Raw genomic sequence first — 24972 nt, forward strand, 5'->3', positions numbered from 1 at the left:
GCAGCACCCGGCCCAACACGCCCTGCCTACGCATGGTTTCGGGCATGAACGAACAAAATCCGAAAGACAAATGCAACGCCGACCGCCGGGAAATCGACGAGTGGATGTCCGGCAACGGCAGTAAGGTTCTGGTCGGAATCCTGGGCGTCATCGTCCTGTGGTTCATCGTCACCCGGTTCTGGTGACCGGCGTGAATGGCAGCTACGGCCGGGCAGGCAACGGGCTGTCCGGTAACACCGGCTGGGCGGCCAGCGGGGGCGCCGTGCAGGCCGGTGCCCGCGGTGAGAAGCAGACCGAAGAGGTGCTGCGCCAGTTCGCAGACCGGGCCGCTGTCCTGCACGACCTTCGCGTCCCGATCCCCGGGTTCAACGCCAACATCGACCCCGTCATCTGACTGGCGAGCACGGAGGCGAAGCCTAGCCGCGCTCCTCGAATGTTCGGCGTTGACTTGTCCTTGGAGAAGCCATGTTTTTGAGACTGGACGAGTAGTCTGAGACGACGTCCGGTTTCCAGATCTAATGCTTCCGCGTGGTCTCTGGCGAAGAATGGCCCAGTTGTTTCTGAGCAGTTTCGTCGCCGTAGAGATCAGCGATCTCGCTACCGACCGTTGACCGGAACGTGTGGGGCGTAATTCTTTCGAGAATTCCTGCGTCGCCTTTTGCCTTCCTGAAGTCTGATCTGAAATTGCTTGTGACGGCGGCGGATCATGTCCTGAATCCAGTCATTTGTCAGCGGGAGTGTCCTGTGGCTTTTATTGGACTTGGGATAAGTCTGACGGTCGAAGACGCCGGAATCCTCCACCAGGGTTCCGCTCACCGTTACCCAGATGTTGTCCCCCTCGATTTGAACGTCGTCCCAGCGCACGGCGAGACCTTCACCTATGCGCATGCCTGTGGACAAGAGGAATTGCACAACGTCGGAGAGCCTGCCCGTGGGCTTGGGTCCTCCGACTCCTGGCTCCGGCTGCCGACTCCGGACGGCCTCGTGCACGGCGGCCACTGTTGCCGGCCTCAGCTTCACAGGGGTTTTCCGCGGACTGGGCAAGTTGGAGACAGAGCGGACGGGATTGTCAGTTCTGTGCCCCTGCCGAACGGCGTAGTCCATGACTTGTGTGAGTACCTGCTTGGCTATGGCAGCGGTCCTGTAGCCATCGCCGGTTTCCTTTTTGTACAGACTATGGATGAAGTCTTCGCACTGCGGAGTTCTCAGCCCCGCCACGCTAGTCTTTCCGAGGGCTGGAAGAATGTGGTTCCGCAGGTTGCCCCTGTACGAGTTCCATGATTGCATCCGCAGGCCGTCAGTGGGCGGTGCACCTGTTTGAGCGATGTTGTCGATCTTGACGGGCGCTGGTCGACGAGCCTGGAGCCAGCGTTCAGCTAGCTCTTCAAGGGTGAAAGAAGCGAGCTCCGCTTGCGCCGCGAGCTCTTTGCGCCGCGTCGACTCCAACTCTGCCTGCTTGACGGCAAGCCGCAGTGCACGATCGGCGGCACCTGCAGTTCTTCCAGACCGCTTGATGTCATGGCGTACTCCTTCGTCGTCGTTATAGCGACTCCGGGCTGTCCATCTGCCGGACTCATCCTTCGTGGGCTTGTACCGGAAAAGTTGCCAGGCGGGCATTTTTGCCCGTGTCATCAGCTGACCCTCTTTGCCTGGTTTTGCATCCAGCTATCCACGTCGCTCATGCGGTAGAGGACACGTCCCTGTCCAATTCGCACGTACGCAGGGCCGCAGTCCAGGCTTGCCCAGTTGGCCAGCGTGGCAGCGCTGAGCCGCATATGGCCCGCAGCTTCTTTCCGAGTCAGCCAGACTGTTTTCTCGATCTCGTAATTTGCCTCGTTCATATTTACTTCTATGCAGCTGCCGGCGCGACGGGTGTCACTTTGTGGCGCCACCAGTACGGGCACACTTTGGGGCACACTTTGGAAAGTGATTGGCAGGAGTGCCCGTGAACGCTTCTCCGATGACAATCCGCTAGATTCCGGGGCGTAGGCCATGATCGGGGACGTGTAGGAAGCGGCGGGAATCCCACACTCGAAAGGAAAAGGTCCTCAGGTGGATTCTGCCCAGAGAGGCCCGGGAGGTCCCGGGATCCCTCGGTTCTTCGGCATGCGGGCCTTTGCGAGGACCCGATACCCCCGGACGACCAGATCTCCACAAACCCGGGACCGGCGCCCCGTGCAAAACACGCGAATTTCCTCGACTCCGATCATGCTGTTGTGCAAACCGTGGGCAATGAAGGGACATGAACAACCAGCCAGACAGCAGGCACCACCGCCCGGGACGGCCCGCTCCCATTCCACAACGTCATGTAGTTGTCCAGCACGGAGGCAATGAACAGGTATGAAGCACAGCAGGCCGGCCGGCACCTCGCTCCAGGACACCTCGCCAAGAATTGACGGAGCCATGCAGTAGACGCCGGAGACAACGATGAAGAAGCAGAAAGAACACCACGAGCCCCACAGGAGGAACCCCCAGTGAAGAACCAACGGCGCGCAAAAGGAATCCAAGCCAGATTTTTCTCAGGTCATGTTGCCCAAGCCACGAACGTCCATGAACAGGTAACGAACGACAGACCGTCGATCCAGGAAGGCAAGGAGGCAACAGGCCACCAATGAAAAAGGCCCCCGAAGGGGCCCTTCACAACACAATTTGTGCACACTCAGAGGCCGAAAAGCCCCTGAACAGGGAAAACACGTGCCCGAGATGGGACTCGAACCGGGCACCAAACCCTGAAAACCCTCCATTCCCCCGAAAACATCCCCAAGCCGGCCCAATCCGACGCCGGTACAACCGAATCCGAAGCCCAAGGTGTGCACATTGTGCACACCTTCTTTTGTGCGCATTTTGGGCTTCAATCCGTGTACGTACAGCGTTTTGAGGGCGAGGAGTACCATGACGGGCGCGCACGGTCACTCCGCCTGATGTCCGGAGAAACCGGGCCTAACCGAGCCCGACGCACGGCCTTGCCCGTGCATTTCTGTCCGGGGCAAGCCGGGGACAAGAATTCCATAAACGTCATCGCGTGGTGACCTCCTTCGAACATCTCATGGGCGAACATCACAGAAGAGGCATGACCGAACGTCGACCTACCGGGCACCGGAGTGCCACAAGGCCCCGCACGCTCCGACATGACGGAATCACCATTATCGGCGCATCAAAATGAGCTGCGTAGACGCCATTGGCCACGATGGTGTCCCGGCCCGGCGACATTTCTAAGTGACGCGGTTGTGGAGGCTGCCGGGTTCGTGGCGGACTTCATCTTGGCCTGCAGCCACATCCAGGCCCGATCCGGGTCCTTGGCCGCCGCTACAACAATAAAGCCCCGGACCAGGCAGGTCCGGGGCTAGCTACTACGTTACGCTCGATGATCACGCTGAGATCCACGTGTATGTCATTGTCTGCTTGGAGGCGGGTCTCAAGGTAGCGGGCCAGGCGTGTGTCGCTGGCTGTGTGCTCGCCCTGCGGGATCGCACCGCTAAAAACTGCTTTGGTCTCTGTGGACTTCAGTACGTCCAGCGGCGCCCAGCCACGACGGGTGGAAGTCATCCGCTCGATGTCGGTCCGGAAGGATAACTTGTGTCCTTCGCGGGCTGTGGCGCGCATAGTGAAGGGGATAAAAGTTATTGACAAGGGGTCCTTTCATAAGGGCTGCCAGTCTTCGGCGCCCGCATATAACAAGGCCTCCTGCCGGGGCTCTTATTCCCTTCCCGTACTCAAAGAGTCGAGCATCACTACGGTTCGGGTGCTTCCTTTTCCCGCTCCGGATCAACGCGCTTCGGGCGCCCGCACGCATACCCGGCGCCAGTACCTGTGGTCCTGCGGGACCAAGCTCGGGCAGGCACGGATGTATGGTTGTGCTGGCTAATAGTTGCCGCACGTCCTACACGAGGAAGCCACGAGGTGCAGGTGTGAACGAGTACGAGGCTTCACTGGTCATCAAGTCCGGAGCGGAACTGCTGTCTTCGGCTTCTTCCGACCCCCGCTCGGAGGAAGGCTACGCGGCTGTCAAGGCCAACATCTCGGAAGCACTGGAACGCATAGCGGAAGCTCTTGACAACTTTGAATCCAGTTCGGGAGCGCCCAGCCGTTCAACCGGCTGGGTCCAGGACCTCCACCGCGTAGCGGACGACCTGGCGGAACGATAAGGCCGAAACGCCGATGACAGCGAGTGACCCGGACCGGCCACCTGCAGCACGTTTTGATCGCGCCGTGCTGGTCTTCAACCCCGGCAAGCCTGGCATGACCGCCACGATCATCGAGCTGCAACGCGAGCTGGCCGCCGGAGCCCCGGATCTGCAGGTTGACTTGCTGCCCACCGACTTCGCCGGGCACGCACGGGACCTTGCACGGTCCGTCGCGGCCGTAGGGTCCCCACTGATTGTTTCGGTCAGCGGCGATGGCGGGTACAACGAGGTTGTCAACGGGGTGATGGACGTTCCTGGCAGCAAGGCCGTGTGCACCGTCGTCGCGGCAGGTAACGCCAACGACCATCACCGGAGCATGCCCGAAAGACCCTTGCTGGAGGCTGTCCGGGAAGGCCCGGTCCGGCAGATCGACCTTTTGCGCATCACGTTTGGGGAGGGACAGCCGGAACAGGTTCACTACGCCCATTCCTATGTCGGTTTCGGGCTTACGCCGTTGATGGCCATCGGTATCGAGAGCGGCGGAAAGGGGAAAATCCTCGAACTTCTGTCCGTCGCCCGCACACTCTCGCACTTGCGCCCGTTCGAGCTTGTCCGGGCCGACGGGGCGACCGCCCGCTTCGACAGTCTGATCCTGGCCAACATTTCGCGGATGGCCAAGTACGGGACGGTTAGCGAGTCGGTCGGTCCCGATGACGGCAGGTTCGAGGTTGTGACGCTCCCCCACTCCGGGCGCTGGAAGATGGTACTGATGACTCTCCGGGCGGTGACGATGGGACTGGGGAATCAACCGAGCGTCAGCAGCTACGCCTTCACCACGCGTGATGCTGTCCCTTGCCAGATTGACGGCGAGGTCAGGCATCTTCCCCCGCCACCCATGTTCTGGTGGAAAGCGCGAAGGGCGCCCTGGCCGTTATCTGACCCAGGGGCGCCCCTGCTTTATCTGATGACTCGCGGGCTTGCCGCTCCGCGCGGACCTATTTTTAGTGGAAGTGGATCTCGGCGGCGGCCCTGCGGACCGATTCGAGCCGTTGTTCCTCGATGAGGCCGAGGGCATCGAGCTCCTCGGCCCGTTCGGTGCGCTCCAGCGCCGCTTGGGTAGTGACCTCGTTCAGGATTATGCCAAGGAGGTGGGCCAACCCTGCCTTGAGATCCATCAGGTTCGTGTTCGTGATGAGGAGGCGGCGGTCTGAGACACGGAGCTCGACGTCGCTGTACCCGGCATCTGCGAGCCGCCGGCTGATGTTGCTTCCCTGGAGCAGCTCGAGTTCCCGGGGCTCGGGCCGGCGCGAGAACACTACCGGAACGGTGTAGCGGGAGGCGGCCCGTGCTGTCCCGAGATCATCCGGTAATGCGGAGGCGAGGATCCCACTGAGCGATAGCGGCGAATCGGTGCGTGCCGGAGGAGGGATTTGTGTGGTGGTCATGGCGTTCTGCCAACGTTCTTGAGGATGCACTGCCGGACCCGCGGGAGCGTGGACGGCTGTGACTGAGGTTCAGTGACCCGGGACCGGGCCAGCTGGAGGGAGGACTTTGCCAGCGGGCGCAGAAGCAGCGCGCTTATGTCCGCCCTCTTTGTCCCAGCTCTCGGCCGCATCAGAGTCGGAGTGGCTCGATGCCGTGTTCCCGGTTCTACGGGGCTGTGCGCAGAGGAGTTGGGGACGTTCACCGGAAGCGGATGTCCAATCACGACTTCCCGATAGCTCCGAGCATACAGGCGGAACGTTGTTCGTGGTCATGTATGCGGCAGATTCCGTGGGAGTTGGGCTAACAGCTTAAGATGCGGCGTCCAAGGTTGATGTCCGGCGCCTGGTTCTGCCCGTCCCGCTGATCGGTGATCTTGACTCTGGAACCGGGCAGCTGCCCGGCCCCGGCCGCCATCAGCTCGCACGCCTCGACCAGGGTCTGTGCGGCCAAGGGGCGAGCTTGGTCTGGTCGTTGTGGTGCTTGCAGCCTGGGCACGCCACGCGCACCGGGTACTTCGCTGGACCTTTCGATCCAGGAACTCGCCCCGGCAGGCGCCCACCTCCATTTCCGCCGGCGGGTGCACTGGAACCGACACCACGACAGGAACAGCACGCAAAAGCGCTGGAAGTATCCAGGTGAAGCCGGTGTCCGGGCTGGTGTTCTTGCGCTGCCGGCAGTCCATTCGCTTTCGGGCGGGATTTCTTCCCGCGCGCACAGATTACCGTCCCCACAGCGTTGCCGTCCGGCCTGACTGCGCCGGCGCTTTGCCTCCCGGGCAAGACGTCCTCACTTTTCGCCCAGATTGCCACAGGACTCCTCCAGAGGCAGAGCATCCCAGGGATGCGGGCCGACAGCTCCGCGGCTGCGTTAGGCCGGTACCTGTATCGTTCGAAGTCAGGAACCCCTTCGGTTCCGCGACAGGAGCAACCATGGCTGACAAGTCCCCCCGCCAAGCAGCATCCAAGAAATCCGACAAAACCATCAAGCAAAAACGCGCCGACAAGAAGGCCGCCGCGGCAGCCTCCAGTTCAGGAGACAAGGCCACCGCGGCCAAGGCGACGAGCCCTAAAAAGTGAGTGTTTTGACAGATCACCTCACCCTCGGCGTGCTTTCCAGCACCAGAAAACCTGACGAGCAGCGCCTTCCGATACATCCCCTGCACCTGAAGCGCGTTGCCCCTGAAATCCGGCAGCACCTGATTTTGGAAGAAGGCTACGGGGAGCGTTTCGGCGTTCGGGAATCCGATCTCGCACCACTTGTGGGGCGCATCGTCCCGCGCGAGCAACTGCTGGCGGAGGCCGACGTCGTTCTTCTGCCCAAACCGCAACCCGAAGACCTTGCCGAACTCCGCGACGGGCAGGTCCTATGGGGTTGGCCGCACTGCGTCCAGGACCGGGCCATCACCCAGCTGGCAATCGATAAGAAACTCACGCTGATTGCCTTCGAGGCGATGAACCACTGGGCCAGCGACGGCGGCTTTGGCCTGCACGTGTTCCACAAGAACAACGAACTGGCCGGCTACTGCTCGGTGCTGCACTCCCTGGCCCTGACCGGCTCCACCGGGGACTACGGCAGGAGGCTGAGCGCCGTCGTCATCGGCTTCGGCGCGACGGCGCGCGGGGCCGTCACCGCCCTCAACGCCCACGGCATCCATGACGTCCAGGTCCTGACCAACCGGAGCGTGGCCGCCGTGGGTTCGCCCATCCATTCGGTACGGATTGCCCAGTTCGATCACGACGACAAAGCACCATTCCTCAGCGAGGTCATCACCGAACGCGGACGGGTACCGCTGGCGCCGTTCCTGGCCGAAAGCGACATCGTGGTCAACTGCACGCTGCAGGACCCCAACGCACCATTGACCTACCTCCGCACCGAGGACCTGGACGCTTTCCGGCCCGGCAGCCTGATCGTGGATGTTTCCTGCGATGAGGGTGGGATTCAGCTGGGCGAAGACCACCACGTTCGCCGAGCCGATGTTCACGGTCGGGGACCACATCGACTACTACGCAGTGGACCATAGCCCCTCCTACCTCTGGAATTCCTCCACTTGGGAGATCAGCGAGGCCCTGCTGCCCTTCCTGGAAACGGTCATCACCGGGCCCGCGGCCTGGGCCGGAAACGAGACCATCAGCCGTGCCATCGAAATCCGCGAGGGCGTGGTCCTGAACCAGGACGTGCTGCGGTTCCAGCAGCGGGAACCGCAGCACCCGCACTTCCCATTGCCCGCCTAAGGCACGTCACCGCATTGCCCGCGTTGGGCGAGGGGTTGTTCGCCCCCGCTCGGGTGCGGCGGTCGGCCTGATGACCGGAGACCGGCGAAAGAGCCGGGACTAGTGACCGGGAAGTGCTGCATCATCGAAAACCATGAAGCCATAAACGTCTTTATCCCCTGGGCAATGCCGGTTAATCGGCCCCGCGCGCAGCAGCATTCATGATTGAAGGACGCTGCCCGGACCGGTAGGCAGATGCGATGACGGGTTCGAGTTCGTCGATCACGGTACGGTTCCCGGGGAGAACCACATGGGCGAGAAATTGCGATTCGAGCGTCGCAACACCGGCTGCCACGGCTGCGAGTTTGGCGTCTGTGGACAAGGCGAAAGAATGCCAAAATCTGCGGGCAGCGAGCTCCAAGGCTTTTGCTGTATCTTCCCGGCTACGGGACCCTTCGACCTCACCCCGGACAGGAGGGATTCGGTCAGGTTGCGGTATAGAGATGACGATGCGGAACTGCCTTCCGCAGGCCCTGAACGCAATGGCGCTGAGCCGCCCGCGTTGACTGAAACGAACATCGGTCGCCCCAAAGTTCAGGAGCGCACGCTCGACATGTTCCCGTGCATCCCCAACGCTGAAGGAGTCACCACGGTGCACAAAACTCCGGCTATCAAAAGTTGCCATCGTCTAACTATGCGCCCCCATGCCGCCCTCGACTGCTTCAGCCCATCGGCGGGCCGAAGAAAGCTACAGGACCGATTTTTTGGGGACTTTAGGTGCAGTGGGGTTAACCGGGCCTAGTGTTGGGTGTGTCGGCACATGCCGCGCAACTACCCTCAGGGAGGGTGCATGAACTCCAAGCAGTCCAGGTCCGAACAATTCATGCTGTATCTGAAAAGTCTGGGTGGTTCGGAAGCTGACGTTACCGGATCTGCCTGCGCGGTCAGCGATGAGGACACCGTGGAGACGGTAATCTCGCGGCTCAGGATGGAGAAATACACTCAGGGCAGTAAACTCGTGGACCCCTCGATTCTTCAGGCCTGCGCCCAGGTCCTAATTAGCAGGCGCGACGAGAACAAACCCCTCCACCTGCCGCGACATCCCCAAGAAGGGGACTATCAGTTGGATATCCGCCTCGCCGGGTCCCTCACAACCAGGGAACCCATTCCTGTGAAGAGCCTGAAAGACGCCAAAGTCTGGGCCACGGAACGACTCGACGCCATTGGCGCCCAAGCCGGTGTCATCTACCTCTCCACCCCTGGCAACACTGGAGCGGGAACGGGGACGCTCGTTTCCAACTTTGAACGCTCCGTCGGCTGGCTGGTACCGATAACCACGCCGCCCGCCACCGCAGAATGAAGGACATCATCGACTGGATCGGGCGAAAAGGAAAACGATCTCCACATCCCGGCTGGCCAGCTGGACCTCGGTCACCCATGCAACGACGCTATATGACGTGTCGAAGGTCTCGTGCGAACGCTCCCGATCGGACTCCGCGGTCGCTTTAAAAACGCCAGGAGACCCTGACCTGCAGCGTTACGGGGCTCTCACCACCACGTAGCAGAGTCACTGCGCCGTCCATGAGCGGTGACTAACTCCAGTCAACAGCCCTGATAGCAGCTGGGCTGGCAATTAGGGGTTAATGCGCCCATGCTGGTCAAGAGCAGAGCGATGAATCGGTCAAGCCTACGGCCCCTGAATCGTGAACCTCAGGCGCTGATTAACGACCAGTTCACAGTTCCCGGTCAGAGCCGTTATGCAGTCAGCGGCTCTGATGGACCACGTCGCAGCCCGTGGCAGCGACGTTTCTCGCGACCCAACATATTGGGTGTGCTCCACACAGGGCGCAGCAAGAACGAGTCCCAATTTTCATGACCGGGCCTGCCATATGTGGAACACTCCCCACAAGTCCTTGGACAGCTTCGTGATCGAAACCTCGGCCCGGACTGTCGCTGTTCCAACTCCGGAATCGACAGTGAACTGCCTGGAGCTGACCGGTGCACTGAAAACGTCCACGAGCAGCTGGGCCCAAGGTAACTTGAAGGCTATAGGAGCATCGTCGAAGCCTCGAAGCAGGAAAATCGAAGCCAAAGAACCCGGAGGCTGGGTGAAGCTGGAGGGGATTGACAGCAGCCTGGATGCTGCTCGGGGCAAGCACTTCCAGGTCGTGATTTCAGGGAAATGGGACTGCTCAGATGCTCGTTCAGTGCCGTGGAACGAGGTCGCGTTGCACTGTGGGAAGTTGGTTCAGTTCGTGCGGACAGGCATCGATGTCCAGTTCGCTGACGTGATCGCCGATCGCGTAGTAGGCGAGGCAGGCCTCCAAGGGTCTAGGTCCGAAAGTAAGCAAGCTGCGTGCGCCGATTGCCGCTGCCGGTACTCGTCCACCAGACAGCGCTCGTTGGGTCCCTAAGGGGCCGGGGACTGCTGGAAGAGGCTTCTGTCTAACCGGGCAAGTCGCCGCGCACCCCTCACGCCCCTCGCATTCCCGCCCTGACGGGCGGCGAGCTCCCGCTACTTCCGGAAAGTTGCTTCACGGGACGGTGTCCTTGCACACTGCAGACTGCTCACAGCCCGAGCCCGGCCGCGGCGCATAGCCTTGTGGTCTAGGATGGCCAAACAAGCCAACTCTAAAAGGGCAGGGGCCATGTCATCGTCTTCCAAGGACTACTGGACCCAGGACGAAATTGCGGCGCACGAGGCGCGAGGTGGAGGGTGGGGCGGCGGTGGCCGGCCCGTTCCGGGCATTGATTACTCCACTGCTCCGTCCTTCATGCAGCCGGTGAAGACCAACCGCGACCGGAACCGCGAATCCAGCCCGGAGGGTGACAGCGATGATGATTGGGCGTGAGGCCATAACGCCAGGATCTGGCTCGACAGGGTGGGTTGCTAAACGATATCTCTGAGAGGTTGCGACCCCAAGCTACGTTCTGGCCGTTCTGATCGTCCATTGTCGCCGGGCGAATTCCGGACCGCGGGCTTTGGGATACGAAGCCACGGGTAGCTTGCTGACGAAGTTGACCTGGGAAGCTGAAGGCCCTCATCCATGGAACGCCGCTCCTACAGGACGTCGAGGCAAAATTCCTCGACCTGGCCGCGCTCCTGTCAGTGACAAACCCAGTGGCCTGTCCTCCAAGTTTGGCTGAGCGTGTAGACTTGGTCAAAAGCGTCCACGCAGATGGTGGTCCCGTTCCGGAGGCCCGACCCGGCTTCTCTTTTCTTATCTGGAAGCGCCCGACTAAGAGATCCGTGCCCGCTGTTCACCGCAAACGCAAGGTTCCTTAAGCAGACGCGGCATCAACCCCTAACCCGCGTGTGCGCCCGCACACCCGCGGGGACACCCTGCACCGCGTCTTGCACGTCCCGCTCCCCGTCCTTGTCGGGGCTAAGCGGCGAAGATCCGTCCGGTCTGCCGAAGAGTCGGGCGGCAGGTCCCTGCCTGCGCCGGTTCCAACACAGTATTGTTTCCCGATTGCGCTTGTGCGCACGTAGCCTGAAATGGGTGTTCCGATCACCACCACCGTCCCCAGTCCTCCCTCCTGCCCGCCCGGGCCTCACGCCTACTCAGACGCGCAGACGTTCCCTGTCCTGACCAAGGCGTACCTCCAGCTCTCCCAACAGGTCCGCGAGACGGGCCTGCTGCGCCGGACTCCGTGGTTCTACGCCCTTGTCGGCGGCGTTCTTGCCATCGGGATCGCCGGCTGTGCCGCCTTGTCGGTTCTGCTCGGGCCGAGCTGGTTCCAGCTGTTGATCGCCGCCGCGCTCGGAATTCTGTTCACGCAAGTCGCCTTTCTCGCGCACGAGGCAGGGCACCGCCAAATCCTGGCAGGGGGACCAGCCAACGATGTGCTCGCCCGCTTCTGGGCGCTGTGGCGGGGTTGAGCTATTCGTGGTGGGACTCGAAGCACTCCCGCCACCACGCGAACCCCAACAAGGTAGGCCGCGACCCCGACATCGAGGTTGACACGATCTCATTCCTCCACGTGGACGCGGCAAAGCCAGGGGCATTCGTGCCCTGATCACCCGCCGCCAGGGCTGGCTGTTCTTCCCGCTGCTGACACTGGAGGGCCTGAATCTGCACTATCTCAGCCTTCGCCACCTGCTCTCCCGAGGACCGGTCAAGGGCCGCAGGTCGAGCTTGGCCTGCTGGCGCTGCGCTACTCCGCTGTCCTCCTGCCGCTCTTCTGCTGCTCCCGCCAGGCATGGCGTTAGCATTCCTTGGAGTCCAGCTGGGAGTTTTCGGCCTGTACATGGGTGCGACGTTCGCCCCCAACCACAAGGGCATGCCTGTGATCGACCGCGATGCGAAGCTGGACTTCTTCTCTAAGCAGGTGCGCACGTCGCGGAATATCTCCGGGGGCTGGTGGGCCACGTGGCTCATGGGCGGTCTGAACTACCAGGTGGAGCACCACCTCTTTCCGAGCATGCCGCGCCCGCATCTGGCCAAAGCCCGCCGGCTTGTGCGTGAGCAGTGCACCCGGCTTTCGGTTCCCTACACCGAAACCAGCATCTGGAGCTCCTACGGCACCGTAATCACCTACCTGAACAGGGTGGGCCTCGCCGCGCGCGACCCCTTCGAGTGCCCCATGACCGCCCAGTACAGGCGCAGGTAGTGGCCTGCAGGGGGACAGAACACAAGCATCGAGCAGTCCGCATCACAGCGCGGTGCTTGAACAGCACGTTCTGGTCCCCGGCTGGCGGCCCGCGTTCAGATCCTTCCAGACACCAGCGCCGCTCCTGCCGGACGGCCCTTTGCAGACCCGAAAGGCGTACGCTGAATCATGAATAGCAACTACGTTCGGGGCGCTTCCCTCAGCTGCTCCTCGCTCCAAATGGACATCAAGCAAATGCTCGACGGGGCCGGGGCCCATGATTGCCGTATCACTTCCGAGCACGGCAACGGAGCGGTCACCTTCTTCGGAGACCATCAGTTTCGTCTGATCGTGCCGCACCCTGAGCCGACCGATCCGCCTAGGGTGCCCGGCACCAGCCAGCGCGGCGAAACATCAACGGTCAAGAACACCGGCTGACCTGGAAGCCGCGCGCCATTCCTGGCGTCAGTTGTCCTGCTGATCAAGGCCAAGCTCGAAGCTGTCGCAGCCGGCATCGTCACTTTCGACGAGGAGTTCCTCGCCTACATGCTCATGCCCGAAGGCGGGACCGTCTTCCAAGCCGCCGCGCCCACGATCGCTTCTTCCTACGCCGCCGTTGAGGTCCTTCACATGAGCGGGCTGGCTACCGCTGCTGCGAGGACAACCTCCAACTAACACACCAAGTCCGGCACCGAAGAAGTAACGGGAGAATCTAACCAGGGGTCTGCACCATGGGAAGAACCGCAACTAAGGGTGCGGGCCTGTGCAGGGTGCAACTTGATAAGGGCCGTCTCGGGATCCATCCCGCCGTCGAGTCAGTCCGGCTCCCGGCAGCACGGTAACCTGAAGCCATTTCGGGCCGGTTCACGAGCGGACACCCGGCTTCTCCCGACCAGGCCCGTGTAGTGGTGAAGCGCGCAGGACGTGCGCCAAGCCCGCAAGAGCGCGGCCCAACAGCTCAGCCTCCAAAAACGGGAGCCCGGCTTCGGCAATGACTCTGGCAATAGCGTCAGCGACTCCCCCGTTAACGCTTCGAGGCGGGAACTGGCCTCTGGATCGTTAATGAGCCCCGATTCGAAGACAAGACGATGCGCGCGGTCATCAGTTGCAATGAAGCGGAAATAGGCGCGGATGACGGCCCGGACCCGTTCCTTATTCTCCGTGGTGGAGTCGAGCGTGACGGTCAGAAGATCCGTCAGGGCAGTCAGGTGAAAATCCAGCAAAGCAAGGTAGAGCTCACGCTCGGACAAAATACTGGTACAGCACCGGCTTGCTTACCTGAGCTGCGCGCATAATGTCATCCATGGCGGCGTCACGGTAGCCATAAGCGAGGAACACCCCCTGGGCCGCAACCATCAGCTGCGTCCTGCGGTCGTTCCGGGACAACCTCGCACGTGCCCCATCGGCCAGCTCACAGCCAGTCAACGGCTCGGATGCCTCTGCCTGCGGAACCACTGTTGCCCTCTTTCCGCTCAGCCTCACTGTACCGGGAGAAATGAAAAGCCAACGTGAACCGACAGGATTGCAGAACACCCGCGCCGGCGGCGAAAGCCGGCCGCGGTCCCTCCGGCACGACCTTGGTGAAGCATTCAGCGGCTAACTCCGCCGGGAACGTGATGATACTGTCCACCCGCAGTGCCAGATGCTCCGCCACCGAAATAACCCCAAGACGATTGTGAGCGGCCATGAAAACTGCCCGTAGATGGTCAGCCCGCTGAGGCGGATTCCTGGGGCCGATGCAACACCCGAGCCCAGCTGGGCATCAGTACATCACGAAGACGCCCGGCGGGTGCGCCCCGGTCCAGTGCAGGCCAGACGGGCTGGCAGGCCTTACAGACTGGTGTCCACGATTTCTAGCACGCCTGGTCGACCAGCAGGCTGATTGCCTAAATATGTTGTTCGGGCTAGCGGGAGCGCTTAGGCGTACATCTGGCCTACCAGCGTTCAGGGGCAGGTCCCCGGGCGAAGCGGCGTCCGGTGATCTTCTCGGGGGTGGTGGTCACGAAGACGTATTTCACCGTAGGAATCCACGACTGCAGCGGAAGTTTCGCTGCGGCCTCAGTTTCGACCGAGTTCTGCAGAACTTTTGCCGTTCCGTGAACGATGACGCTCCATGCGAGGTCCTCGGTGAAGCCGTCTGTTTCCAACGCAACGTGACGATTGATTGTCAGATTTACCAGCTTGCTGCCCTCAGCCGTGCAGAAAAGGACAACGCCGTCGTGGGCGAGGTAATTGATGGGGAAAATCTCGGGTATATCGCCCACACTGACGGCAAGCCTTCCAAGTTCGGATCCGGCCAACAGGTTCCACGATTCCGTTGGTCCGAGTTCCTGCACGGGATGCTCCTGATCAGGCTTCATGGGTGCTCATTTCCGGAGAGTTTATCTTGGTAGGTGCAGAGGGTGACATGAATCGACGGGACCAACGATCACGTGTCCGAAGGACTTTGACCATAAAATCAGTATGACGGTCCAGCGACCATATATCTCTCTAAGGCCCAAGCTGCTGGTGAGGCCTAAAATCCGAGTTTGAACCAGGCAGGCGGGTCCGTCGGGTCAGGTCATCGGTTCCTGACGGTCATGGGCCTGCATGGGGAGCAGCGGTCATTGCCTTGAACCCCAGCCGCCTGCCGTTCCGGGGACGCGTCGAGGACCCCCGCCTAATGGGATACGGTCAGCACGGAAGACGTTTCCCTACGCCTTTAGGTTCTTTGTCTTCGGCGGTGAGCAGGCCCAGCTCCAGGACGGCTTCGACATCGCTGGTGTCCGGCGCGGCGGTATCGTCGTCGGTCATGCTCGGTTGCTCATTCCCCCAGTTAGAGGGTGAGAGCCCGAAACCTATAAAGGAGCAGGCACACTGGACCATACCCGATGTTCCTGCGGGAATGCTTTGCCAGCCAGAGTCGTCTGCCAATGGCAACCCGGTTTGAGGACTCCAAAATCCGGAACTCTTCGGCCTGCGGAGACAAAGCCCCACCTGGCATCCCTCACAGAGCTCTAACAGTCATGCAGCCAGCCGGACGCCCTGCCATGAACGGTCGTGGGGGCAGAAACAGGCAACACGTCCGGATAGCTGGCTCCGCAACCACAGAAGGTCATGCGGTTCCACCCCGGGCCGGCCATGAATATGCAGAACAGCCCATCACAACCGGAAAGGAGGAGTGGGATGAACAACCAACGTCAAGCAGAAGAGAAATTTTCCGTCGAACGTTCTCAGATCATGATGTCCGACCCCAAGCTGTCCATGAACAGGTACCAAAGAGCAAACACTCAAGCACAAGAACCGGGCAAGGAGGCAACCGGCCACACCACCGGCCACCAATAAGAAAGGCCCCCGAAGGGGCCCTTCACACTACAAATTGTCCACACTCAGAGGCTTAAAAGCCCCTGAACAGGGGAAACACGTGCCCAAGGTGGGACTCGAACCGGGCGCCAACCCTTGAATACACGCCACTCCCCCGAAAACATCCCCAATCCGAACCAGTCCGACGCCAGTACAACGCAATCCGAAGCAGAGGGTGTGCACATTGTGCACACCCTCTTTTTGCCCCCTTCGATGCACTAGCCAATGGGGAGCGCTCCGCCGCACGACTCGCACCAAGCTCGCGTACAAGGCTGCCACAGGGTCCCGACACCGAATCCATCCGGCAGCAGCTGCAGCGAGTTTCCCGACACACGTGTTGCGAGCATGAGTCCGGGACTTACGTACATCGCCTCCCGCACCTTTCCATCCATCGGCGGCCTCTCTCGCTTTCATCGCCCGTCCGGCGCTCCAGGACATGACTGACCCGGCCAGCCTGAGGACATGTCCAGAAGAAGCGCAGCAACCCGAAAGGCATGCGAACCTCATCGGTCATTCCCACACTATTGACGGCCTTCCCGGAAGGCCCTGGAACTCAATTCCACAATTAGAGGGTTGGAGGCGCGGGTGACTGGACCGGGGCTTCGACACCCGGCCGCGCAGCGAGCGGTCCTTCTGGGCGGCGATGCGGCACCGGATCGACCCCCGGAACATCAGGCTGCGAATGACGGGCCCGGCAGCGGTGGACTACGTCCTCTCCAGCTATCCCAACCTGGTCTGATGACAGCAACGGTCCCGTCCGGCACCTACTACCCGGACGGCAGGCAGCAGCCCCGCGGGCCGCGCCCCTGGTGCATGTCGTGCAGCACGGACGAGCATCTGCGCGCCGAATCCATCACGGCCCTGGACAAGTCCAGCGACTCACTGGCGGTCGCGTTCAGCTGCTCCTAATGCAACGGCTCACGCGTCCAGGCAACCACAGCAGAGCTCCTCGCCCCGGTGCTGGTCCGCAACCCTGGCCTGGCCGACGACGTCGTTCACGTCGGCTCCCTCTACATCCACTGCGGCGAGCCGATGACCCCACCGGATCCGGCCCGCAGGACCTGGAGCGTCCGGTTCACACCCAGCCCGGACCGGCTGATTCCTGGGCGCGTACCTGCACACCCGGGTGCTGCATTGCCGGTGCGGCTTTCAGATGGAGCCGCCCCACTAGCCAGGCCTGTCCCGGGTCCGGGACGTTGCCAGACAGTCCAGCATGGGACAGCCCGGCAGACCGGTGCCTGGAAGATCACGGCAGGTGTGGCTGTTGCCGTCACTGCGTCCTTCCGCTGTCCGGGCACTTGGCTGGCGCAGGACGAGTATAGTCAGGGCTTTCCACCGGGACAGTCGGGGAAGCAGCAAAGTGCCCCCCCCCCCCTTGGCCGGCCCAGCGTCCATCGACGATGTCCTCAAAGGAGGCGGGATGACCTGACGCCCCTTCGTGTTCAGTGGGCCGCACTCGCGCTGGTCGCCAACGGGGCACGCAAAACACCGGGGCCGTTAGCTGCGCAGGAGGTCCAGCTCCTGGATCCTGCGGTACAGGGTTGCACCGACGGCCAGCAGATCCTCGATTTGCCAGTCGTTCACCTGGGTTCTAGTGGAAACCCGAGCGTATCCGATGAGCTTGTTCGCCATAGCCGTCTCGCCGACTCGCCAGAGGGTGTGCGCAGAATCTACCACCGCTGCGAAAGAGACAACCACGGCCCGGCATCGAAGGTGCAACGCGGAGCGACGGGCAACCACGCTGACACCGCAAACCACTCGTTCAGCAGCAGCGAGCCTCACAGGTGAGCGGCCGGTAACCGCCGGTCTAGACGGAGGGCATGGAAACCATCCAACCCTGGTCCACGAATCCGTCCGGAACTTGTCTAGCAGGACAGCATTGACCCCCGGCATTCCCGTGGCAAAGATCCTGTCACGGGATGGGATCTGCTGGCCATTGCCGTAGAGAGGGGGGACATACTCAAAGGACAGCCACTCGCGCTGCACTAACCAGGGCCCGAAGAGGAAATGAGGCAAGCGCATAGCCGACCAAACACGCCCACCAACCACCGAACTCCTCGTTGACCATTTGCAGGACCTTGTCCTGAAAACCCAGGACGTCAAAGAACTGCTGGACGAACTGGCCGAGTTCACCGCCGTCGCCCCGACCGACCCAGCCACCGCCTTCTGCAGCATCACGCTGATCCAGCGGAAGAAACCAGTGACCGTGGCCCGCAGCGAAGACAGCGCAGGCCACATGGACGAAACCCAGTACGCAGCCGGTGACGGACCCCGCCTGGCGCCAATCCGTCAGCAGACGATTGTGCATCTCCCTGATATGACGGTCGAGGAACGCTGGCCCGGCTTCACCGCGGTAGCCCTGGAAGCCGGGGTAGGATCCAACCTGTCGGTCCCGCTGATCCTGGAAGGAGAAGCCGAAGCAGGCCTGAACCTGCACTCCACACGGCCCCACGGCTTCACCAGTGAAGACATCAGCCTGGTCGAAACGTATTCATATCATGCGTCCAAGGCACTGCGCCTGGCCGTTCGGATCAGCCAGCCCGCCGAGGCGAAGGCCCACCTCATTGCCGCCATGGAATCCCGGACCACCATTGACCTGGCCACCGGCGCGATCATGGCGCAGAACCGTTGCAGCCAGGCCACAGCCATGAAGATCCTGAAAATCGTTTCCAGCACCCGGAAGATAAAACTCCGGGACATCACCGCATCAGTAGTCGCCTCCGTTTCCCAAGACCCCAGCGTCCGGACGCACTTCGACGCTTAAGACCCGGGGAAACCTTGGTCGGCCCCGGCTTGACGGAACCCCGTTGTCGGCAGGCAACGCCAACGGTGGTGTCAGGCGTAGTTTTCCGGGGGTTGGACGGAAGGGGGCCCGCGAGCCCGGCGGGGATCTGACCTCCCTCGTCGCGGCACTGGTCGCCTGTCAGCGCACACCCGGCCGTGCACGACCCCAGTCCGCTGCTTCATCGAAGGGCAGGCAAACCCCAGGGCCGCCGGGCAGGGCTTCCACGGGTGCCGGCCTGGTCGGTCGTGCATGGACTGAGTACGGGTGTCCTTTGTGCGGTCGTTCCCTGGGTTTGAAGAGTGGCAGGTCATCGGGGTCGTGGATGCCGTTCAGATGGGCCAGCAGCGCCTGCCCGGGCTGACCGGGGTTGCGGGCCAGATGATCCAGTAAGGACGTGCGCGTATCGGGATCAAGACCGGGCTGGGCCAGAATTTCCCCGATCAGCCGGTTGAGCTGGAATTCCAGAAGCCCCTCCCGGGCCGCCGGCGGCACGTCGGGCCCAGCGGGGACTTGTGGTCTTCCGGTGGCCGCGGTGTGCTGGCCGGGGCCCCCGGTTGTGGCGTGCAGCGTCATGATCATGTCCTTTCGCCGGCGCCGGCTCCCGGTCGCGTACGTGACCGTTCGCACCGGCGGCGTTGCCAGTAGTCCCCGGTCTGCATGAGGATCACACCAAAGTGGTTGTCGTGGGCCCATTGTTCGGGCTCAACCGGGGAAATTCCCGGCGCACCTTGGGGACTGGGCCGCCCTCCCCTCGCCCGCACCGGGGCCGCCGGGTGCTCGACCCGCCTTGGGCCCTGCAGGGAAAGTGCTCCGTTCATTTGCGGCCAAGCCGGGGCGGCTGAGCCTGCGCTAACAGTGGGGGCCGTGGACTGACGTCAGCACACCTTTCGTGGATTGGCTGCTGGGATGGGGTATTTTGGACGTCCACTCCGCCCGGCGGCGGTAGGGCGTGCCAGGGAGTTCATTAAGAACCAGTCGGTCTTCATGGGAGGGCTCCCCGATGACCAACCTCATGCTGTCGGCCGTGCCGTTGTCTTTCCAGGGTTGCCCGATCACACCAACTGCACCGCACAGTATCCACCCGGCCAGCACGCGCCATCCCTGGAGGAAACAGGGAGGTTTTTCAGCGTGGCGTGGCTGCCGCCAAGGCCTCCTGGATGAGGTGGCGGGCGGCGGCCTGCGCCAACCGTGGGGCGTCGTGATCCGGCGTGGGCATACCGAGAGCCTGCGCCCCCTCCATCAGGAGCGCAAGTGTTCCAGCGAGCCCGTCCGGGTCGGCGGCGCCGGCCTGCCGGGTCATGAGGCGGATCCACTCCAGTACGCCGGCCCTGTGCTCTGCAATCCTTGAGTGCACGGCGCTGCCCGCGCCGGCCTCTGCGGACGCCTTCTGGAACGCCGCTCCCGGTACTCCCCCGGGTGTCCTTCCCAAAGCAGGGCATCGAACATGGCTGTCAGACGGTCGGCCGATGTATCAGTTTCCTGCCCCGCCGCCCGCCGCAGTTCGATTTTCCAGAGCCTGTCCATCTCATCGAGGTAGGCCAGGACAAGGTGTTCCTTGCTGGGAAAATGCCTGTAGAACGTCGCCTTGGCGACCTCGGCCTCCTCGATGATCCTGTTGACCCCCACTCCCCGCAAACCATCAACGTAAAACAAGGCAGCCGCGGTCCGCACGATGCGGTCCCGCACGACGTTGCTTCGGCGTCATTCACTTGACTCACGCTCCCTGTCGGGTGGTGCGCCGGAGTCTGCCGCTGCGTCCGTTGCTCTGTTGCGATGTGGTGCGTTGCGTTAGCGGTCACCGCATGAAGTTAAACCGAGCCTAATAGCCCTACACCCCCCACGCTACGCCCATCCCCTCCCGAGGGGATGGGCACGACCGTGATCAGTTTTGATTTACGCTTATTGCCCGCGCCCGGAAGCCGGCCCCGGCTCCGGGTGATTGAGGCAGGGAATCAGCGAACCCGCATCCCTCAGAGCTGTCCGGTTTCTTCACCTGACTACGGCGTCCGGCCGCTCACCGCCCGGACGCCTGTCCGGGCGGTGAGCGGCCTGTGAACGGGAGACAGGCCGAAGAACAGCGCTCATCAAACGCGGTCGACACACGGACAGAAGCGGCGGAAACCACCAAGAACAGCCTGGCCCGGAACCCCGTCGTGTCCCGGCAAGCGGCAGACCGTGCAGCACGCGCACCGTATCTCCTCCGGTGGCGGCCGGGCTATCCGCGGCATGGAGTCGCCCGCTCTTCCGTCGTTCAAGCAACCGGCGAAGCCCGGCAGTGACGGGCGCCGCGAGGCTACCCCGGCATGACGGGCACGACAATCGGCCGGACGGGTCCCGATATGCGCCCGCACCATGGTGGATCAGCGTGTTTTGGCGCTGTCCGCCCTTTACGTCCCGGAACGTCACGGAGGCGTCAAAACAGTGTCCGCACGAACAGTGCATTGCACCGGCCCATACCGTGCCCGGCCCCACATTGCCCGGCCTCTGGTGCCTCCGCACGCTGGTCCACGATCAGTAGCAGTGGGGCAGATCCGGGGGCCGTTAAGGACCGGTGCGCCGACGCTGCAGGGCTTGGCTCTCTTTTCGCGCTTCTCTCCCGGAGGTCGCTGCCGCCGCTTCTACAGCGCCTTTTGTGAGAAGCCAGCGCATTGGATAATGACTCAATAGCCTGCATCTATCCGCTGAAGTTGTCAGCGTCGGGCGCGGCGCGACGTCGTCGTGGTTGTCGCGGCCCGGGGAAAGGATCGCCACCATGCCGACCTTTCGACTGATCTTGGCCCAGCCCGTGAGCCCACCGCCTGCCGGGGCCGGGTTCGGCCGGCAAGTCTTATTGCGGGCGCAGGGTGCACGGAACCGGCTCCTGTGATGGACGCCAAGCTGCCGCCGGTCGATGAGCTTGCCTCCTTCGCCGCCAGGATGTCGGATTTGCTGCTGACCCACGACGACGTCGGAGAAGCCGTCCGGGCTTTAACCCAGGTCCTCATCGAAGCGATCCCCGGAAGTGCAGGGGCGGGCGTTAGTCTCATGGATGCGCGCGGCCAGCGAACAAGTACCTCGGCTACCGATCCGGTCGTGCTGGAGGCGGACCAGTTGCAGTACGACCTGCGGCAAGGACCCTGCCTGACGGCCTGGGCTCAGCAGACGACGATATTGATCGACGACACGCAATCGGAAAAGCGCTGGCCTGCGTGGATCAGAGGCATCGCCCATCTGCCACTGCGCTCAGCTCTCAGCTGCCCCCTCTCGACTCCTCACGGCGCCATCGGGGCCCTGAAAATCTACTCCCGCAATCCCGGCGGCTTCGATTCCCGAACCCTCCGGTTGGCCGGCCTGCTCGCGCGCCCGGGTGCCCTGATGCTTGCCAACGCCCAGGCACGCGACGCGGCCCAGCATTTCCGCACCGGATTGGTGGCACTGAAAGGCCACGACGCACTGGGAACGGCCATGGGCATCCTGATGGTGCGACGTCGCTGCAGCCGGGAGCAGGCCTTCGCCATGCTCATCACGATTTCGCGGGAACGAAACCAACCGTTGCACCAACTAGCCCAGGAAATCGTAAGCGGCGAAACCACGCTTTAGACTTCCCGGCGAGCTGTTCGTCCGGGCGGCCCTGTCCAGGGAAAGAGGGTGGCACGGCGTCCCGGGCCGCTGTCACTTATAACTGCATGGGGGCGCCGGCCACCGCCAACGGATGCAGCCACCGGCCATAATCCTGCGTCCTGCTCGTTCAGGTGTTGCCGTCGCGCGGGGGCGGCGCCGGGCGTATCCTGCGCGGCTTGAAGCGAGTAGGCTCGGAGATACGCGGACCGTGGATGTCCCGGTGAGCGTTGTGCCATGAGCGCGCACCAAGGCACGGCGTCTCCGGCCGTGGAGACCACTCCGGAGCAAGGTCCGGGTACTCAACCCTGGCATCAAGGATTGAGGCAGGTAATGGCCGCAACCACGCAGCCGCCAACGAGCACGCATAACCCATCACCCATCAGGCAGCAGCAGCAGGATGTCGTGCCCGAACCTGCCCTCGCTGCTGTTAGCCCGGTGCCACGCCGCCGCCTTCCCGGAAGTCAGCCATGACCGTCCCGTCACTGGCACAGGAAAAGATCCTTGCGGAGATCGTGGCCTACCCGGATCCCGAGCCCGGAAGGGACCTCGAGCGCGTGCCATGAGCAGAGATGCTGCAGCGGAGGCACAACGGCACCTGACCTCCCAGGTCTTCCGTCAATCCGATCTTGGCCTTGACGCACTGTGGATCCATTACTTCAGCATCGGCGGAGACGCCGGACCACTGGAGATCGATGCCTACCTGCACGACTCGTACATGCTGCGCCCCGTCCAGCGGGACCTCCTCGACCACGCCATCGAGGAGATGGGCGACGCATAGAAGGGCGAACAAATGCGGTGACCGGATGCCCCCACCCTGTCGCCGCCATCTGTCGCCATTCGCGCCATAAGGCGCTATCTGCCAGGGCTTCTTTCTGGGCATCCCTTGCCACCGCAAGCTCTACCCAACGGGCGGCCGCTGCGTCGCAGCAGGCACTGGGCGGGACCCCAGTCGGTGAGGCCACGGACGGGGTCGTTTGTGGCTGCATTGTGCAGCGGGCCGGCTCCTTTTACATTTGAATCCATGACGGAGGACGATCTGGAGGACGCGTTCGAGCGGCTACATGATTTGATCACCGGGGCCGAGGACCTCAAGGGATTCCTTGACGGCGTCGCCGGGTTCGCTGCAGAAAAAATGTCCCGCGTCAGGGGTACGCAGATCGAGTGCGCGGTGACACTGCGCAGGCGCAAACACAGCACCACGATCGCGGGCAGCAGTGAAAAAGCGGTCATGCTGGACCAGATCGAACAGCGGATGGGTGAAGGACCATGCGTCGAGGCTCTGGAGGTCGGCCACCCGGTCATTCTCTCGGACGCCCACAATGAAAAGCGCTGGCCAAACTACTGCAAAGTCCTTTCCACTGAGGGATACCGCAGTGCCGTGGGGATCCCCTTGAACCTTGGACCAGACTCCGACGGTGTGCTGGACTTCTTCGCCGCCCCGGCCAATGAATTCGCCCCGGACACTCTCGGGGACGCGCACGTGTATGCCGACATGGCCGCCCGCACCCTGCGGCTCGCCATCAGGATCAGCGCGGCCGAACAACTGGCGGACAACCTCAAGGCCGCGCTGGAAAGCAGAACCGTCATCGACCTCGCCTGCGGGATGATCATGGCGCAAAACAACTGCCCGCAGGATGAAGCCATCGAGATTCTCAAGAAGGCATCCAGCGGCCGCAACGAAAAACTCAGGGTTATTGCAGAAGAAATTGTTCAGCGCGTCTCAAAGTCTGACGCCGCCACATACTTCGAGGAATAGCCAGGACTTAGGCGCGGCAAAGTTTCCCGGCGTTCGCCAACGCCAGGACCCCACATCACTGGGCCGGATAAGCGTGATGCTGGATCGGTGGACCAGGACACCTCAGCAGCGGCGACGTCCACGAGCCGCTCACAGTATGGGAAGACTTCAACAACGGGCGAAACCTGACGCGAAGTAGCCGCCACCGGCAGCAACCGGCGCGGCGGCCGCAAGCCGTCGAGCTACTCACGGGCAGGCGCTGGTACGTCATCAAATCGGCACGTGAGGCCGGCGCAAACCTGGGCCCAGATCGGCGACGCACTCGGGATCACCAAACCAGCTGCCCACGACGTCCACCGCCGCAGGATCGAAGAGCAGGAGAAACACCTGCCGGACCTCCACGACGCGGCAGCGGCGCACCGTACTGGAAGACTGAAAGCCCCCTGCACGGGGATGGCTTAGGGGACCACTCCCTAGGTGGGCCAAATCCCAATTTTGGCTAAGACTCTAACTACAACCTAGCCTGTTTTCGGGCTATAAACGTGGAACGAGAACGGTGCCGCTAGCGAAGCCAAGGACAAACTTTCCGCTTTGGTGGAGGAAGCCGACAAGACGCACGAGATCACCAGATCACCCGCCATGGACACCCGCCGGCAGTCCTGCTGTCCGCGGCGGACCTGGAGTCGCTGCAGGAAACAATTCATTGACTTTCCCGGCCTCCCGTTCGCGAAGACCTGGAAGGCCCGCGCGACATGGCGGACGGCAATACGACCAGCGGCGGTGATCTCCGCCGCGAGTTCGGACTGCCGCGGGGCGACAGATGCACTCGACCCCGACCATGCGCCATGGAAGGTCAAAGTAACCAGACCGGCGTTGAAGGGCTTTCGGCGGTTGCCGGAGAAGGCAGCGGCGGCGATCGTGGAATTCGTTACTGGCATCCTCGCTGCCGACCCTCATTGGCCGAGTAAACCGTTGACGAACGAGCCCCTCGGCCTGCGCACGTCGCGCCGGGGCAACTAAAGGTGTTGTTCACCCTCGGCGTCGAAGGGCACGTTCTGAACGTCCACCGTATCGAACACCAGTCCAACGTCTACACGC

General features: G+C 62.5%; 31 protein-coding genes and 1 pseudogene. 18 read left to right on the forward strand and 14 right to left on the reverse strand.

Features of this window, described 5'->3' with window-relative positions; translation table 11 throughout:
- Nucleotides 1-44: 44 nt before the first annotated feature.
- Entirely contained in the window at nucleotides 45-185 is a 141-nt protein-coding gene (locus BWQ92_RS23330) for a hypothetical protein (RefSeq protein WP_157365057.1), read from the forward strand.
- Nucleotides 182-394, forward strand: a complete 213-nt coding sequence (locus BWQ92_RS00350; protein WP_076797741.1) for a nuclease-related domain-containing protein — start codon at nucleotides 182-184, stop codon at nucleotides 392-394. The genes BWQ92_RS23330 and BWQ92_RS00350 overlap by 4 nt, the downstream gene beginning before the upstream one ends.
- Before the next feature lie 121 nt (nucleotides 395-515).
- Here BWQ92_RS00350 and BWQ92_RS24640 read toward each other — a convergent pair whose 3' ends face one another.
- From BWQ92_RS24640 to BWQ92_RS00365, 3 genes are read right to left on the reverse strand one after another with little or no spacing between them, the layout of a single operon-like run.
- Nucleotides 516-644 carry a hypothetical protein gene (locus BWQ92_RS24640; RefSeq protein ID WP_442856771.1) on the reverse strand — a complete coding sequence of 43 codons (129 nt, stop codon included), beginning with the start codon at nucleotides 642-644 and terminating at the stop codon, nucleotides 516-518.
- The gene (locus tag BWQ92_RS00360) at nucleotides 598-1632 is read right to left on the reverse strand and encodes a site-specific integrase (protein ID WP_076797742.1); all 1035 of its coding nucleotides are present in this window, start codon (nucleotides 1630-1632) and stop codon (nucleotides 598-600) included. The genes BWQ92_RS24640 and BWQ92_RS00360 overlap by 47 nt, the downstream gene beginning before the upstream one ends.
- Entirely contained in the window at nucleotides 1632-1841 is a 210-nt protein-coding gene (locus BWQ92_RS00365; protein WP_076797743.1) for a helix-turn-helix transcriptional regulator, read from the reverse strand. The genes BWQ92_RS00360 and BWQ92_RS00365 overlap by 1 nt, the downstream gene beginning before the upstream one ends.
- 2067 nt (nucleotides 1842-3908) lie before the next feature.
- On the opposite strand from BWQ92_RS00365, the gene BWQ92_RS00375 reads away from it, so the two are divergent.
- Together BWQ92_RS00375 and BWQ92_RS00380 are read left to right on the forward strand one after the other, a co-directional pair.
- Nucleotides 3909-4145 carry a hypothetical protein gene (locus tag BWQ92_RS00375; RefSeq protein WP_236783038.1) on the forward strand — a complete coding sequence of 79 codons (237 nt, stop codon included), beginning with the start codon at nucleotides 3909-3911 and terminating at the stop codon, nucleotides 4143-4145.
- A 64-nt stretch (nucleotides 4146-4209) separates the two neighbouring features.
- Nucleotides 4210-5187 (forward strand): diacylglycerol/lipid kinase family protein, encoded by a 978-nt coding sequence (locus BWQ92_RS00380; protein ID WP_236783056.1) that lies wholly within the window; start codon nucleotides 4210-4212, stop codon nucleotides 5185-5187.
- On the opposite strand, the gene BWQ92_RS00385 is transcribed toward BWQ92_RS00380, so the two are convergent.
- Nucleotides 5126-5569, reverse strand: a complete 444-nt coding sequence (locus BWQ92_RS00385) for a hypothetical protein (protein WP_076797746.1) — start codon at nucleotides 5567-5569, stop codon at nucleotides 5126-5128. The genes BWQ92_RS00380 and BWQ92_RS00385 overlap by 62 nt on opposite strands.
- 340 nt (nucleotides 5570-5909) lie before the next feature.
- Nucleotides 5910-6059 (reverse strand): hypothetical protein, encoded by a 150-nt coding sequence (locus BWQ92_RS23335; protein ID WP_157365058.1) that lies wholly within the window; start codon nucleotides 6057-6059, stop codon nucleotides 5910-5912.
- 479 nt (nucleotides 6060-6538) lie between these two features.
- Here BWQ92_RS23335 and BWQ92_RS23770 point away from each other — a divergent pair, with 479 nt between their 5' ends.
- Nucleotides 6539-6685, forward strand: coding sequence for a hypothetical protein (locus BWQ92_RS23770; protein ID WP_172804230.1), 147 nt, complete (start codon nucleotides 6539-6541; stop codon nucleotides 6683-6685).
- Nucleotides 6682-7840: pseudogene (locus BWQ92_RS00390) on the forward strand (N(5)-(carboxyethyl)ornithine synthase). Before BWQ92_RS23770 ends, BWQ92_RS00390 begins: the two are co-directional and overlap by 4 nt.
- Nucleotides 7841-8012: 172 nt before the next feature.
- Here BWQ92_RS00390 and BWQ92_RS00395 read toward each other — a convergent pair.
- Entirely contained in the window at nucleotides 8013-8504 is a 492-nt protein-coding gene (locus tag BWQ92_RS00395; protein ID WP_076797747.1) for a hypothetical protein, read from the reverse strand.
- Between the two features lie 165 nt (nucleotides 8505-8669).
- On the opposite strand from BWQ92_RS00395, the gene BWQ92_RS00400 reads away from it, so the two are divergent.
- The 5 genes from BWQ92_RS00400 to BWQ92_RS00430 all read left to right on the forward strand — a co-directional run bounded on the left by BWQ92_RS00400 (nucleotide 8670) and on the right by BWQ92_RS00430 (nucleotide 12850).
- On the forward strand, nucleotides 8670-9179 hold the full coding sequence (locus BWQ92_RS00400; protein WP_076797748.1) for a hypothetical protein: 510 nt from the start codon (nucleotides 8670-8672) through the stop codon (nucleotides 9177-9179).
- Between the two features lie 1288 nt (nucleotides 9180-10467).
- Nucleotides 10468-10671 (forward strand): hypothetical protein, encoded by a 204-nt coding sequence (locus BWQ92_RS00410; protein ID WP_076797750.1) that lies wholly within the window; start codon nucleotides 10468-10470, stop codon nucleotides 10669-10671.
- A 647-nt stretch (nucleotides 10672-11318) separates the two neighbouring features.
- Complete coding sequence (locus BWQ92_RS24065; protein ID WP_076797751.1) at nucleotides 11319-11702, forward strand: hypothetical protein; 384 nt, start codon at nucleotides 11319-11321, stop codon at nucleotides 11700-11702.
- A gap of 302 nt (nucleotides 11703-12004) precedes the next feature.
- Nucleotides 12005-12433, forward strand: a complete 429-nt coding sequence (locus BWQ92_RS24070; RefSeq protein WP_335633110.1) for a fatty acid desaturase family protein — start codon at nucleotides 12005-12007, stop codon at nucleotides 12431-12433.
- Between the two features lie 168 nt (nucleotides 12434-12601).
- Nucleotides 12602-12850 (forward strand): hypothetical protein, encoded by a 249-nt coding sequence (locus BWQ92_RS00430; RefSeq protein WP_076797754.1) that lies wholly within the window; start codon nucleotides 12602-12604, stop codon nucleotides 12848-12850.
- Nucleotides 12851-12877: 27 nt separating this feature from the next.
- Here BWQ92_RS00430 and BWQ92_RS23340 read toward each other — a convergent pair whose 3' ends face one another.
- The 3 genes from BWQ92_RS23340 to BWQ92_RS00450 all read right to left on the reverse strand — a co-directional run bounded on the left by BWQ92_RS23340 (nucleotide 12878) and on the right by BWQ92_RS00450 (nucleotide 14772).
- Complete coding sequence (locus BWQ92_RS23340; protein ID WP_157365059.1) at nucleotides 12878-13042, reverse strand: hypothetical protein; 165 nt, start codon at nucleotides 13040-13042, stop codon at nucleotides 12878-12880.
- A 606-nt stretch (nucleotides 13043-13648) separates the two neighbouring features.
- Nucleotides 13649-13768 (reverse strand): TetR/AcrR family transcriptional regulator, encoded by a 120-nt coding sequence (locus tag BWQ92_RS24450; RefSeq protein WP_257787661.1) that lies wholly within the window; start codon nucleotides 13766-13768, stop codon nucleotides 13649-13651.
- 578 nt (nucleotides 13769-14346) lie between these two features.
- Entirely contained in the window at nucleotides 14347-14772 is a 426-nt protein-coding gene (locus tag BWQ92_RS00450; protein WP_076797757.1) for a pyridoxamine 5'-phosphate oxidase family protein, read from the reverse strand.
- 805 nt (nucleotides 14773-15577) lie between these two features.
- On the opposite strand from BWQ92_RS00450, the gene BWQ92_RS23345 reads away from it, so the two are divergent.
- Both BWQ92_RS23345 and BWQ92_RS23350 read left to right on the forward strand, forming a co-directional pair.
- Nucleotides 15578-15736, forward strand: coding sequence for a hypothetical protein (locus tag BWQ92_RS23345; protein WP_157365060.1), 159 nt, complete (start codon nucleotides 15578-15580; stop codon nucleotides 15734-15736).
- A gap of 756 nt (nucleotides 15737-16492) precedes the next feature.
- Nucleotides 16493-16663 carry a hypothetical protein gene (locus tag BWQ92_RS23350; RefSeq protein ID WP_157365061.1) on the forward strand — a complete coding sequence of 57 codons (171 nt, stop codon included), beginning with the start codon at nucleotides 16493-16495 and terminating at the stop codon, nucleotides 16661-16663.
- Nucleotides 16664-17251: 588 nt separating this feature from the next.
- Here BWQ92_RS23350 and BWQ92_RS24455 read toward each other — a convergent pair.
- Complete coding sequence (locus tag BWQ92_RS24455; RefSeq protein WP_257787659.1) at nucleotides 17252-17386, reverse strand: hypothetical protein; 135 nt, start codon at nucleotides 17384-17386, stop codon at nucleotides 17252-17254.
- Nucleotides 17387-17822: 436 nt separating this feature from the next.
- On the opposite strand from BWQ92_RS24455, the gene BWQ92_RS00455 reads away from it, so the two are divergent.
- Entirely contained in the window at nucleotides 17823-18518 is a 696-nt protein-coding gene (locus BWQ92_RS00455) for a GAF and ANTAR domain-containing protein (RefSeq protein WP_236783057.1), read from the forward strand.
- Between the two features lie 159 nt (nucleotides 18519-18677).
- On the opposite strand, the gene BWQ92_RS23355 is transcribed toward BWQ92_RS00455, so the two are convergent.
- From BWQ92_RS23355 to BWQ92_RS00460, 3 genes are all read right to left on the reverse strand, one after another.
- Nucleotides 18678-19112, reverse strand: coding sequence for a hypothetical protein (locus BWQ92_RS23355; protein WP_157365062.1), 435 nt, complete (start codon nucleotides 19110-19112; stop codon nucleotides 18678-18680).
- A 550-nt stretch (nucleotides 19113-19662) separates the two neighbouring features.
- Entirely contained in the window at nucleotides 19663-19839 is a 177-nt protein-coding gene (locus BWQ92_RS23360; protein WP_157365063.1) for a hypothetical protein, read from the reverse strand.
- Complete coding sequence (locus BWQ92_RS00460) at nucleotides 19836-20225, reverse strand: TetR/AcrR family transcriptional regulator (protein ID WP_083706172.1); 390 nt, start codon at nucleotides 20223-20225, stop codon at nucleotides 19836-19838. Before BWQ92_RS00460 ends, BWQ92_RS23360 begins: the two co-directional genes overlap by 4 nt.
- A 1179-nt stretch (nucleotides 20226-21404) precedes the next feature.
- Between BWQ92_RS00460 and BWQ92_RS00465 the strand changes: the two genes are divergently transcribed.
- The 4 genes from BWQ92_RS00465 (at nucleotide 21405) to BWQ92_RS23365 (ending at nucleotide 24336) form a co-directional block, all read left to right on the forward strand.
- Nucleotides 21405-22118, forward strand: a complete 714-nt coding sequence (locus BWQ92_RS00465; protein ID WP_076797759.1) for a GAF and ANTAR domain-containing protein — start codon at nucleotides 21405-21407, stop codon at nucleotides 22116-22118.
- Between the two features lie 580 nt (nucleotides 22119-22698).
- Nucleotides 22699-22917 carry a hypothetical protein gene (locus BWQ92_RS00470; RefSeq protein ID WP_076797760.1) on the forward strand — a complete coding sequence of 73 codons (219 nt, stop codon included), beginning with the start codon at nucleotides 22699-22701 and terminating at the stop codon, nucleotides 22915-22917.
- A 243-nt stretch (nucleotides 22918-23160) separates the two neighbouring features.
- Nucleotides 23161-23895, forward strand: a complete 735-nt coding sequence (locus tag BWQ92_RS00475) for a GAF and ANTAR domain-containing protein (protein WP_076797761.1) — start codon at nucleotides 23161-23163, stop codon at nucleotides 23893-23895.
- A 261-nt stretch (nucleotides 23896-24156) separates the two neighbouring features.
- Nucleotides 24157-24336, forward strand: coding sequence for a hypothetical protein (locus BWQ92_RS23365; RefSeq protein WP_157365046.1), 180 nt, complete (start codon nucleotides 24157-24159; stop codon nucleotides 24334-24336).
- Nucleotides 24337-24392: 56 nt separating this feature from the next.
- Here the strand turns inward: BWQ92_RS23365 and BWQ92_RS24080 are convergent, their stop codons facing one another.
- Nucleotides 24393-24812, reverse strand: coding sequence for a hypothetical protein (locus BWQ92_RS24080; RefSeq protein WP_236783058.1), 420 nt, complete (start codon nucleotides 24810-24812; stop codon nucleotides 24393-24395).
- Between the last annotated feature and the right edge of the window lie 160 nt (nucleotides 24813-24972).

Source organism: Arthrobacter sp. QXT-31 (assembly GCF_001969265.1).
GTDB lineage: Bacteria > Actinomycetota > Actinomycetes > Actinomycetales > Micrococcaceae > Arthrobacter.